Genomic DNA, 12,086 nt, shown 5'->3' with positions numbered 1-12,086 from the left:
AAGGGGATGAAATGGGGCGCAAGGTACTGATTATCGATGACAGCAAGCTGGCACGCATGCTGGTCGCCGGCATATTGGGCCGGTTGCAGCCGGAATGGAGCGTGGTGGAAGCCGCCAACGCCAAGGACGCGCTGGCCCTGCTGGCTGGGGGCGGGATCGACATCACCCTGGTCGATTTCAATATGCCGGACATGGACGGGCTGGCCCTGCTGACCGAGCTGCGCCGGGCCCATCCGGCCATGCCGGCCGCCATCATCTCCGCCAACGCCCAGGAAGGGATCGTTTCCCGCACCCATGCGCTGGACGCCGCCTTCATCGAAAAGCCGTTGAAGGACGAGACGCTACGGCCGTTCCTGGCTGGAGCCGACCTGAAACTGAGGCGGGCCCGCGCATGAATGTGCATTTCCCCGAACTGGACGAGATCGAGCGCGACGCCCTGACGGAGATCGTCAATATCGGCGTCGGGCGGGCGGCACACCGGCTGGCCGACATGGTGGGCGACAGCGTGCAGCTCTCCGTGCCGCGTGTCGAACTGCTGACGCGCGACGTGGCCGCCGCCCTGCTGGACCAGCATGGCGGCACCGGGCTGGTTTCCGTGGGCCAGGATTTCGAGGGCGCCTTTTCCGGCCAGGCCCTGCTGCTGTTCCCCGAGACCAACAGCCTGGAACTGGTCCGCGCCGTGGTCGGCGACGGCATGGCGCTGGATGAGATCATCGATCTGGAGCAGGGGGCCCTGGCGGAGATCGGCAACATCATCCTGAATGGCTGCCTCGTCTGCATCGCCAACATGCTGCGCCTGGATCTGGTCATGTCGCTGCCGCGCGTGATGCGCGGGTCGGGGCGGCATATCCTGGCCGTGGGTGATGGGGAGGCGGAGCCGGCTTTGTTCCTGACCATCGAATTCGGCATCGCGTCGCGCAACATCAATGGCTACATCACCCTGCTGATGGACCTGCCATCGCTGGCCGTGCTGCGCCAGCTGATCAACGCATTCATCGGCGCCATCGCCGGGGGAGCGGCCCGTTGAGCGCGCCGGAGCTGGATGTGACGGGCATGGTCGCCACCGCCCTGGTCGACCGGGTCGGCGGCGGCCTGGTACTGGTCGACCCGCAGCGCCGCATCCGGCTATGGAACCGCTGGATGGTGCAGGCGTCATCCATGGCCACGGCCGACCTGCTGGGCCGCTGCCTGTGGGAGGTGTTTCCGGGCCTGCGCGATACGCGCATGGGCATCTCCATCGACGAGGCGCTGACCACCGGCACGTCCAGTTTCCTGACCCATAATCTCAATCCGCAGATGCTGCCGCTGCGCAAGGCGGACGGGCGCAACCTGCTGCACGATACGCGCATCCAGCCCTTCGATATCGCCGGCGAGCGCTGGTGCTTCATCCAGGTCGACGACCAGACCGCCAATATCGAGCGCGAACGGGCCTTGCGCGAACGGGGCGAGGCCCGTTACCGCGCCGTCGTGGACGCGGCACCGGAAGTCATCGTCACCACCGACAGCGCCGGCGTCATCCAGTGGATCAACGGCGCCGTCACCCGCCATTTCGGCCATGAACCGCAGGATGTGGTGGGCAAGCCCATCTCCATACTTCTGGACGCGGGGGCGGCCGACCTCTGGCCCCGCGGCCAGGGCGGCAAGGCCGGCGAGGGGGGAATGTCGCTGGACGTCACCGGCCGGCGCAAGGATGGCAGTCTGTTCGACCTGGAAGTGTCCATCGGCCGCTGGCGCAGCGAACAGCGCCTGTTCCGCACCGGCATCCTGCGCGACGTGACGGAGCGCAAGCGCATCGACGCCGAACTGCGCCACCTGAACGCCACGCTGGAAGCGCGGGTGGAGGAACGGACGGCCGAACTGCGCGCGGAGGCCGCGCAGCGCGCCCGCGTGGAGGAAACCTTGCTGCAGAGCCAGAAGATGGAAGCCGTCGGCCAGTTGACCGGCGGTATGGCACATGATTTCAACAATCTGCTGCAGGCCTTGCAAGCCTGCCTGCAGATGGTCGGACGGCGCACCACCAGCATCCCGGAGGTGCGTCCCCTGCTGGATGCCGGCCATCAGGCCGTGGACCGCGGCGCCAATCTGGTGCGCCAGTTGATGAGCTTCGCACGCAAGCAGGCCCTGACGGCCGAGGCGTTCGATGTGCGCGAACGGCTGCTGGGCATGCGCGTCATCCTGGACCGGGCCCTGCGTGCCGATATCCGGCTGCAACTGGATATCCGCGCCGATGCCTGGAACATCCTGGCCGACCCGACGCAGTTCGAACTGGCGGTGCTGAACCTGGTGGTGAATGCCCGTGACGCCATCTCGGCCGACGGCCTGGTCACGGTGACGGCACAGAACCGGACGCTGAATGGCAAGGGGCCCAAGGGCCTGCTGGGGGATTTCGTGGAAATCTGCGTCGGCGACAATGGCAGCGGCATGGCGCCGGAAGTGGCGTCGCGCATCTTCGAACCGTTCTTCACCACCAAATCGGTGGGCAAGGGCACCGGCCTGGGCCTGGCCCAGGTCTATGGCTTCTGCGAGCAGTCGGGCGGCACCGTGACGGTGGACAGCGCGCCGGGTGCGGGTTCGCGCATCAGCCTGTGGCTGCCCCGATCCACGGTGCCGGTGGAGGAGGGGGCGGCGCCGGTATCCTCCACGCCGCGCGGCGGCGGTGCCGTCGTGCTGCTGGTGGAGGACGACCCCATCGTCCTGCCCGTGGTGAAGGCCGCACTGGAGGATCTGGACTATGTTGTCGTCCACGCCGCGACGGGGGACGAGGCGTTGCGCCGCCTGCAAAGCGGAGAGCCGGCGGACATCCTGTTCACCGATCTGGTGATGCCGGGCCATACCAGCGGCATCGCGCTGGCCCGGAAGGCCCGCACCCTGCGCCCGGACCTGCCCATCGTGCTGACCAGCGGCTATAGCAACGAATTGTCGCGGGAAAGCGAGTTCCGCCTGCTGGCCAAGCCTTATCGGGTGGAGGATATCGCCACCATGTTCGAGGCCGAACTGAAACGCCGGCAGCGGGCGAGGAATTAAGCCAGCAGCGGCGTCAGGCTCTGTGCACGCCCCATGGCGATCATCAGGGCGTCCAGCGTGTTGGCGTCCTTGGCAACGAAATGCACGGCCTCCGACACACCGGTGACGGGGTCGTCGGCCATGGTTACAGCCAAATGCAGCCCGCGTTCCTTGAACCGGAAGCGCTCCGCGATGTCGCGGCCGTAAAGATGGAAATAGCGGTGTTCACCCGTGGTGGCCACGGAGGTCAGGAAATCCTGGCACTGCGCCCGGGTCTGCGGCCGCGACAGGACCATGTGCAGCAATCCGCGGGGGCTGAGCAGGCGGACAAGCTCGCCGAAGGCGGCATGGTCGTCCGGCACGAATTCCAGCACATGGCTCAGCGTGATGAAATCATAGGCCCCGTCCGGACGGTCGACCGCCTGCAGGTCCAGCGAATTCTCCCCGCCATGGGTGGAGACCTCGAAGGATTTGAACCATGCGGGCGACAGGGCCATGTCGGGACTGAACTGCAATGCCCCGCGCCAGGACAGGGCCCCGATGGGCAGGCGGTTGAACAGCGCCCGGTTCCCCCGGTGCCGCTCCAGCGACCCGCAATGGCAGCAGCCGGGCAGCAGGCCGTTCTCCGACATCCGGCCACTGGGCCCGGTCCGGAACACGCTGCCGCCGCAGATATTGCAGGAAGCGGCCATCCGCTCACACCCCTCCGGCAGGCGCCATGCCATAGGCCAATTCCGTATCGGCCAGCATGCGGGCGGTGGAGAAATGGCTGGTGGCATGGGCCCGCGCCGCCGCCGCGAAGCCGTCCCGCATCTGCCGGTCGGCCAGCAGCCTGTGCAGCGCCGCCGCATAGGCGTCGGGATCGTCACCCGCCACCATCAGGCCGGTCACCTGGTCGACCATCGCCTCTCCCACGCCGCCTACCGCCCGCGCCACCACCGGCACGCCGCAATATTGCGCTTCGATCAGGGCGTTGGGCAGGCCTTCGAACTGCGAGGTCAGCAGAAGCGCATCCATGGCCTGGTAATGCCGGCCCAGTTCATGATCCACGGTTCCGGCCAGATGCAGCCTGTGCAGCAACCCCAGCCGGCGGGCGCGGCGCAGGATGTCGGTTCGCATCCTGCCGTCGCCGACCAGCAGGAAATGGGCGTCCGGCATCCGCGTCAGCAGCGATGCCGCCGCGTCCAGCCACAGGTCCAGCCCCTTTTCCTTTTCCAGCCGCAGCACGGAACCGACCAGGGGCGCCCCCTGGGGAATGCCAAGGGCCTGGCGCAGACGGGCGGTCTCTGCCGCGTCCACAGTTGCGAGACGGTCGGCGGCAACCGCGTTGTGGATGATCACGGGCGGGTTGCCCAGATCGGAGGCCGACAGCTCCATCCAGGCCAGATAGCTGTCCAGATTGGCCTGGCAGTTATTGGCCAGCACCACGGAAGGCTGGCAGGCGATGAAACGATAGAGCCGGCGCAGCCGGTCGAACTGCGCGGCTTCCCCCGGCATCAGCGTGGTGCGGTGGCCCGGCGCCACGCTGCCGGCACGCAGCACGATACGCGGGGTACCGGCCAGCAGGCCGGCGATCGCCGCATGCACGGCGATCGCCGGCGTCCAGGCATGGATCACTCGCGGGCGGCGATGATCGATCAGACGCCACAGGTCACGGATCTGCGCGATGCCCAGATGCCCGGCCACGGCACCCGGTATCTGTGACAGCAGCACCGGCCCTGCCTGTGTCGGTGACGCCGTGACCAACTCCGCCAGGGAGGCCGTCTGCACACCGCCGGCGGCCAGCAGCGGCGCGAAATGCACCGCGCGTCCGCCCGTGCCGCGATCGGTGCGCACCAATGTCACCATGTCGGCGCTGCCCGCGGCCACCTGGGCAATCGCGGTGAGTGCCGCCTGCCGTTCCGTACCGCCGGGTGCCAGTGAATTGACCAGATGCAGGATGGCATTGTCCGCCGGCTGGTAAGGAGCGGCGGCCAGGGCTTGGGGCAGGGCAGCCAGGAAGCCGTCGACCATGGTGGTCGGCATCTGCGGCGCCGGCAGGCCGGCCAGGAAGGTGCGGCAGTCGCGGACGGCACGCTGGGACGCGGGCGGCAGCAGGTCGAAGCCGGGCCGTTCAGCCAGGGCGGCAGCCCCGCCGGCATCACCGGCCCGCAGCGCCATGTCCAGGCGCAGGCCCAGCAGGCCCGCCCGATCCGCCGCATCGCCGGCATTCCCGGCAATGGTGGCCACATCCACCGTGCGCTCGGCTGCCAGCCGGATCCGGCACAGCAGCAGCCGGTCGGCCGGCGTACCCGACAGGTGCCGGTCCAGTCGCCGCAGCACCCGGTCCATCACGATCGGCCGGTTGATGATCAGCAGCATGTCCGACAGCAGCCGCCAGGCTTCCGGATCGCGCGTCCGGCGGCGCAGGCAGAACAGGATGGCCTGGCGGGCGTGCTTCTCGTTGCCCTGGAACAGCAGGTGGCGGGCCAGCGGTTCCACCGCCCGCGGATCGGCGTCGTGCAGGTTGATGGCGCGCAGCAGGCGCTGTTCCCCCTCCGCGTGGCGCCCCTGTTCCAGGCAGGCGACACCGCTGCGCATCAACGCCTCGAAATCCTGCGGCGTCAGCGACAGCAGCCCGTCCCAATGGTGCAGCACCGATGCCCCGGCATTGGCACGGTGGACCAGCCGGGCCAGGACACGCACGGGCTCGGGATGACCCGGCCGGGCACGCAGGGCCTGGCGGGCGGAACGGGCGGCCTGTGCATCGTCACCGGCCTCCGCAAAGGCCTGCGCCAGGCAGAGATGGCCCTCGAAATCCTGCGGCAGCAGGGCCAGCAACGCCTGCCAGCCGGCAATGGTCGGCCGGCCATGCTTACCCAGGCAACGCGCCCATTGCCGCCGTAGTTCGGGCCGGTCCGGCAACAGGGCCAGCGCCCGGCGCAACAGCGGCTCCGCCGCATCGAACCGCTGAAGCCGCATGGCGATCAGGGCCTGGCGCTCCGCCGCCTGGGTATCGTCGGGCAGCCGTTCCGACAGGGCGGACCAGATATTGGCGGCCTTCTCCCAATCCTTGCCCGCCTCCGCCGCCAGGGCCTGACCGCGAAGCTCCTCCGGTGCGGCCGGAGCCCTGGGCTTCAACTCCGCATCGTCGGGGAAATAGGCGGCCAGCGTCCGTCCCACCATGGTGCGGATGCCGAACATCTCCTTGGCGAAGACCTGGGCGCGTGACGATGCCTGACGACGCCAATCGGTATCCCGCAGGATGAACAGCAGCCGGTCGGCCAGGCTGTCCGCATCGGCATGGGGCACCGTGAAGCCGGTACAGCCTTCCTCCACCACCTCCGGCACGCCGCCGACGCGGGGTGCCACCACCGGCACACCCAGCGACTGGCCTTCCAGCAGCACGTTGGGCAAGCCCTCCATGCGCGAGGTCAGCAGCAGCACATCCATCATCAGGAACCAGGATCCGACCTTCACCTGGCCCGGCAGGTGAAGACGGTCGGCGATGCCGTGTTCCTGGGCACGCAACTGCATCTCGTCGCGCATCGGACCGTCGCCACAGACGACGAAATGCGCCTGCGGCAGGGCGGCCGCCACCTTGGCCACGCTGTCGATCCAGAGAAGCGGCCGCTTCTCCTCGCTCATGCGGAAGACGCCGCCGATGACGGGCGCATCGTCGGGAATGCCGCATTCAAGGCGCAGACGCCTTGTCTCCGCCGGGTCGGCCTGGGCAGCCAGCGCATCGAAATCGATGCCGTTATAGATGACCTCCACCGTGCCCGTGGGCAGGTTCAGCCACTCCTCGTAATCGCTGGCACCGGCGCGGCTGTTGTTGCACATGATGAGGTTGGGCAACCCCATCACCCGCAGATAGGCCTGTTCCATGTAACGTTTCAGGCGGCGGCGGGGATTGTCGGGGCGCGTGCTGCGGGTGGACAGCACGATACGCGGCACCCCGGCCAGGGCCGCCGCGACCACGGCGGTCAGGCAGGTGCTGTCCTGCCAGGCATGGACCACGGCCGGGCGGCGGCGCAGAAATTCCGCGTACCAGAACTGGATGGCCGGCCGCATGTCGTCGGGGAAATGCCGGACCAGGGCCAGATCCTCATCCGACAACAATGCCTGATCCGTCTCCGCGATGGCGGTGTCCAGTTCGACGATGTTGATGGGCAGGTCGGCGACCAGCGGCAGATAGAAGTCGCGCTTCAGACGCTTCAGCAACGATATGCAATAAAGCGTGATGTCGCCCAGCGCGTGGCCGCTGTCGACCAGACCGCGGATGGTGGTGACCAGCTGCCGTTCGGCACCGCCCGGTGCCAGCGATCCCGTGACCAGCGCGATGCCGCGCCGCTGCGGCTCGTACGTGCGCGGCCGTTCCGCCAGCCGCTGCACCAGCAGCGCATATAGGCTTTCGGGAAACAGCACCGGGACCGGCGGCGGGGCCACGAGCAGCGTGCGCCAATCCAGTTCCAGCAGTTCCAGCCCGCGGATGATCGCGACCAGATGCTGCGCCGTCGCCGGATCGGCCGGCGCGTGCCGCCGGGCGGCCAGGGCATAGGGCAGGGCCTTGTCGATGGCGCCCTGACGGCGGAAGAAGGCGGCGGCATGCAGGTTGAAAGCAGGGTCGCGCCCGGCCGCCAGTTCATAATGGATCGTGGCTTCCGGCAGCATCACGCCGGCTTCCGCTCCGCGCGCGATATGCCAAGCGTTGAGCCCGCTATGGGGCATGGCCTGCTCGGCCTCCACCATCAGCCGCCGGGCGTCCTCCTCCCGCTCCAGCAACGCGGTCAGGAAGATGCGTTCCTCCCAACCCGCACCGTCGGCGGGATAAGCCTTGCAGAAGCGTTCCCGCATGGTGAGAGCGGCGACGATCTTGCCCTGCGTGCGCCAGAGACGGGCCAGGCGGGTCATCGCGTTACCGTTGCCGGGGTCGCACCGCAGGGCGAACAGGCAGGCCTCCTCCATCTCGGCGGTGCGATCCAGCCGGTCATAGGCGAGGCTGAGATTGACGCCGACCGGAGCCAACTCGACCTGGGGCGTCTGCGCATGGGCCGCCATCAGCGGGGAGAGCAGTTCCACCATCTCGCCCCACCGTTCCTGCTGCTGCAAGACACGTGAAAGGGCGTTGCTCAGGTCCAAATTCCCGGGAATGGTGGCCAGCACCTCCCGCAACTCTGCGGCTGCGAGATCGGCATTGCCGTTCGCCACCAGCAACCGGCTGATACTGACCGGGATGCCGAGATTGTCGGGATGCGCCTGGGACAGCAGCTTCAGTTCCCGCTGGGCCTCGTCCAGCAGGTTCAGGCGGACCATGGTCGTGAAATAGACTTGCATGCAGTCGAAATGGCCAGGGCGCATGAACAGTGCGCGGTGCAGCGTCCGGCGGGCCTCCTCCAGCGCTTCCATTTGCACCTGGCTCTGACCCAGCCGGTAATGCTGTTCAAATCCTTCCGGGTCCAGTTCGATGACCAGCGTCCAGACTTCCGCTGCTTCGTGCCATTTGCGGCGGGTCACCAGGATACGTCCCAATATCGTCAAGACGCCGACATGGTGGGGACCCAGGCTCCTGGCGTGGCGGGCCACCTCTTCCGCCTCTTCCAGCCGCGACAATTGCTGAAGGCACTGCGCGCGGCGATAGGCCACCTCCATGGTTTCACGGAAGATCTGCAAGCGATCCCAGAGAGCCAGCGCCCGTTCCCACTGCTGGGCATTGGTCAGCCGGCGTGCCTCCGACAGGATCTGGCGGGCGTCATTGGCGGCAAGGTGGGCAGCCGCGGTGGCCGTCATGCCCATGCCCTGCGACCCTGTGACCACCGGCACCAGTTCCCTGGCTTCCGGGGCATCGGGTGCCAGGGCGACCAGTGCACGCAGGGCGATCTCCGCACGGTCGAAATGCCGCAGCCCGCGCAGGGCCCGGACCTTGCCGGCCATGGCTTGCACGTCCTGCGGATCCTCGGCCAGCAATTCGTTCCAATGGGTAACCGCCTGCCACCAGCTTTCATGCCCCTCCGCCGCGATTGCCGCCGCACGGATCATGATGCGCGGATCGGGCAGGGCGTCGGCATCCTCGATATCCTCCGCGACATCCTGCCAGTCGTCGGGGGCCTGCGGGGAGGGCAGGTCGGCCGGTACATTATCCCCCAGAATCTCCGCATCCAGTTCGATCTGGCGGCGCAGCCGGTCGGCCCAGCGGGTGATATCGATACGCTCCGGCAGCAATGCCGCCGCCGCCTCGAACGCGGCAAGCCCCTCCACCGCATTGCCCAGGGCCGCCAGGGTCAGCCCAAGCCGGTATTGCCAATCGCCATTGGCCGGCTCCCTCGCCACCAGATGGCGCCAGATGATCTCCGCCCCGACCCAGGCGGCATTGGCGTAAAGCTCGCGTCCCAGCCGGCGCAGCTGGTCATGGACCCTGTCCAGCGCCTCTCCCGTCGGTGCACTGCTGTTCGACAACAGTGCGACGACCCGTTCAATGGCGGTTTCAACCGCGGCATGATCGCCCAGATGGGTATGAAGTCGTGTCAGGCACAGCCATCCATCCAGGTCCCCGGGGGTGATGGCCAGCACCTTCTGCCACCAGTCGACGGCCACCTCAGGCTGCCGCACCTTTTCCAGGTTCTCCGCCTTCAAGCGGACCAGTTCGGCATTGTCGGGCCGTTGCGCCAGGGCGGCATCGATCTCCGGCGCCGCCTCTTCGTAGAAGCCCAGCCTCTGAAGAGCCTGTGCACGGCGGAAATGGCCTTCGAAATCACCGGCGGCGACGGCCAGAAGCCGTGCCCAGCGCTGTTCGGCCACCCCCCAGTCACGCAGGCGATGGGCGATGCGGGCAAAGAGGCGCAGACATTCCGCGTGCGTTGCGTTCAGGTTCAGCGCCGTCGCCAGCTGGACGGCCGCATTCTCCAGCTCACCCAGGAAGAAACCGGCCTGGCCCAGGCGGAACAGCGCCTCGAAATCCAGGGGCTGGTGGTCCAGGACTTGCGTCCACAGCGCGCCTGCCGCCGTCCAATCCTGTGCGGCCGAGACCCGGCGGGCTTGACTGCGCAGGTCGGTGACAAGGGTTTGCTTGGCGATAGCGGACATTTTCCTGGATCACGAAACGGGCGGGACGGTTGATGATGGCCGTGCGGTTCAGTTGACGGTGGCCAGGGCGGGACGTGCCGGGGCGGACCCGCCGGCCCTGGTTTCCGCCAGGGTCTGCATATCCGCCGCGGCGGCGAAGCGGGCGAAGGGATTGTCCTTATCCGCCAAAGGCGTTCGGCCCGCGTCATCGATCCAGTTGCGATGCCACATTTCCATCATCATCAGGGCCCAGAGCCGGGTCCCATGATCCTGGCGGCTGCCGACGGTATGTTCGTTCAGCAGGGTCTGTACATAGTCGCGCGTGACGATGCCGCGATCCAGGAACCGGTCGGACAGCAGCGTCGCCTCGCATTCCGGCCGGGCCAGTTCGCGCATGTAGCGGGCGACCGGCACGCGGAAGCCCATCTTGGTGCGGTACAGCGTCTCGTGCGGCAGATAGGGCTCCAGCGCCTGTTTCAGCAGCGCCTTGCCCTCACCGTTCCAGGTGCGTTGGTGGACGGGGATGGTCGCCACGAATTCCGCGAACTCATGGTTCAGGAAGGGAGCCCGTGTCTCCAGGCTGTTGGCCATGGCGGCCACATCCACCTTAACCAGGATGTCGTCGGGCAGATATGTGGCGATGTCCATGCGCGACGCGATCTCTTCGGCATCCTCACTGTCCGGCACATGCGGCAGCAGCCGGTCATAGGAACAGTTTTCCAGCTGCGTCACGAAGTCGGGCGCATAGGCCTCGACCTTGTGCCGCTCTCGCAGGCGCTCGACCAGGTAGCCGTAGGTATCGACCGCCAGGGCCCGGCGGGCATCCAGGGGACGGCGCAGGTAAAGCTGGGAAAGCTGCCGGCCATGCTTGGCATCGGCCAGCAGCTTGCCGTAGCGCTGATAGCGCTGATAGCCCAGCAGGATTTCGTCCGCCCCGTCACCGCTGAGCGCCACCGTCACCGATTTGCGCACCTCACGCGCCAGTGCGAAGGTGACCAGGGATGAACTGTCGGAATAGGGTTCGCCATAATGCCAGGCCAGCTTGCCGGTCGCAGCCAGCAACCTGTCGTCGAAGATATGGACCTGATGGTCCGTGCCGTAGCGGTCGGCCACCTGGGTGGCGTACGCCGTCTCGTCGTAATTCTCGAACCCGAAACCGGAGGAGAAGGTCTTCACATGCGCGCCCGTCACCTCCGACATCAGGGCGACGACGGCGCTGCTGTCCACGCCGCCCGACAGGAAGGCACCCAGCGGCACGTCGGACACCAGGCAGGCATGGACCGAGGACCGCAGCCGCTCGATCAGTTCGGCCCTGAGATCCTTCAGCACGCGGGGCTTCTGCTCGCGCGGTTCCGGCAATTGCCAGTAGCGGTGGGTGGTGGCGGGCCTGCCCGGCTCGATCACCATGTAATGGGCTGGCTGCAGGCGATGGATGCCGGCGAAGGCCGTGCCGGGCCCCAGCGTATAGCCGAAGGTCAGATAGTCATGGATGGCGGCGTGGCTGGGGCGGCGGGGCACATCCGGCCAGGTCAGGATCGCCTTGATCTCCGAGGCGAAGACCAGGCTGTCGATACTGTTGTAATAATAGAGCGGCTTCTCCCCGAACCGGTCGCGCGCCAGCACCAGCCGCTGTTCGGCCCCGTCCCAGATGGCGATGGCGAACATGCCGACCAGCCGGGAAAACACCGCCGTTCCCCATTCACGATAGCCGTTGAGGATGACTTCCGTGTCGCTATGGCCGTGGAAGCGATAGCCCTTGTCCAGCAGTTCCCGGCGCAGGGCCTGGAAATTATAGATTTCGCCATTGAAGATCAGGTGGAAGCGGCCGGTATCGTCGTGCATCGGCTGGTTGCCGGCGGCACTGGTATCGATAATGGCCAGCCGCGTATGCACCAGGGCTACGGACGGGTCTGTCCAGACACCGAAACCGTCGGGCCCGCGATGATACAGGATGTCGGCCATGGCCCGGCCACGGTCGCGGAATACCGTCGCGGGAACGCTGTCCCGGCGATGCAGCAATACCCCGGCTATCCCGCACATGA

The 12,086-nt window shown here is 67.4% G+C and carries 6 protein-coding genes; 3 read left to right on the top strand and 3 right to left on the bottom strand.

Annotated elements, in window-relative coordinates; all coding sequences use genetic code 11:
• Window positions 1-11: 11 nt before the first annotated feature.
• Genes ACM9HJ_RS01985 through ACM9HJ_RS01975 form a run of 3 tightly spaced genes read left to right on the top strand, consistent with a single transcriptional unit; the run spans window position 12 to window position 3,024 of the window.
• Window positions 12-395, top strand: coding sequence for a response regulator transcription factor (locus ACM9HJ_RS01985; RefSeq protein ID WP_416569994.1), 384 nt, complete (start codon window positions 12-14; stop codon window positions 393-395).
• The gene (locus ACM9HJ_RS01980) at window positions 392-1,027 is read left to right on the top strand and encodes a chemotaxis protein CheC (RefSeq protein WP_416569993.1); all 636 of its coding nucleotides are present in this window, start codon (window positions 392-394) and stop codon (window positions 1,025-1,027) included. The genes ACM9HJ_RS01985 and ACM9HJ_RS01980 overlap by 4 nt, the downstream gene beginning before the upstream one ends.
• Complete coding sequence (locus ACM9HJ_RS01975) at window positions 1,024-3,024, top strand: PAS domain S-box protein (RefSeq protein ID WP_416569992.1); 2,001 nt, start codon at window positions 1,024-1,026, stop codon at window positions 3,022-3,024. The genes ACM9HJ_RS01980 and ACM9HJ_RS01975 overlap by 4 nt, the downstream gene beginning before the upstream one ends.
• On the opposite strand, the gene ACM9HJ_RS01970 is transcribed toward ACM9HJ_RS01975, so the two are convergent.
• From ACM9HJ_RS01970 to asnB, 3 genes are read right to left on the bottom strand one after another with little or no spacing between them, the layout of a single operon-like run.
• Window positions 3,021-3,728, bottom strand: coding sequence for a class I SAM-dependent methyltransferase (locus tag ACM9HJ_RS01970; RefSeq protein WP_416569991.1), 708 nt, complete (start codon window positions 3,726-3,728; stop codon window positions 3,021-3,023). The two genes, ACM9HJ_RS01975 and ACM9HJ_RS01970, sit on opposite strands and share 4 nt — an antisense overlap.
• A complete protein-coding gene (locus tag ACM9HJ_RS01965; protein ID WP_416569990.1) occupies window positions 3,700-10,065 on the bottom strand; it encodes a glycosyltransferase in 6,366 nt (2,121 codons plus the stop codon). Before ACM9HJ_RS01965 ends, ACM9HJ_RS01970 begins: the two co-directional genes overlap by 29 nt.
• A gap of 48 nt (window positions 10,066-10,113) precedes the next feature.
• Entirely contained in the window at window positions 10,114-12,084 is a 1,971-nt protein-coding gene (gene asnB / locus ACM9HJ_RS01960; RefSeq protein WP_416569989.1) for an asparagine synthase (glutamine-hydrolyzing), read from the bottom strand.
• Window positions 12,085-12,086: the final 2 nt, after the last annotated feature.

The organism is Niveispirillum sp. KHB5.9 (assembly GCF_048066115.1).
In the GTDB taxonomy this organism is placed as follows: domain Bacteria; phylum Pseudomonadota; class Alphaproteobacteria; order Azospirillales; family Azospirillaceae; genus Niveispirillum.
This window is presented reverse-complemented; position numbering and strand designations above follow the sequence as displayed.

Coding starts and splice junctions, on each gene's coding strand:
- ACM9HJ_RS01970 (WP_416569991.1), bottom strand. CDS start 3,728: ATGGCATGGCGCCTGCCGGAGGGGTGTGAGCGGATGGCCGCTTCCTGC.
- ACM9HJ_RS01985 (WP_416569994.1), top strand. CDS start 12: ATGGGGCGCAAGGTACTGATTATCGATGACAGCAAGCTGGCACGCATG.
- ACM9HJ_RS01980 (WP_416569993.1), top strand. CDS start 392: ATGAATGTGCATTTCCCCGAACTGGACGAGATCGAGCGCGACGCCCTG.
- ACM9HJ_RS01965 (WP_416569990.1), bottom strand. CDS start 10,065: ATGTCCGCTATCGCCAAGCAAACCCTTGTCACCGACCTGCGCAGTCAA.
- asnB (WP_416569989.1), bottom strand. CDS start 12,084: ATGTGCGGGATAGCCGGGGTATTGCTGCATCGCCGGGACAGCGTTCCC.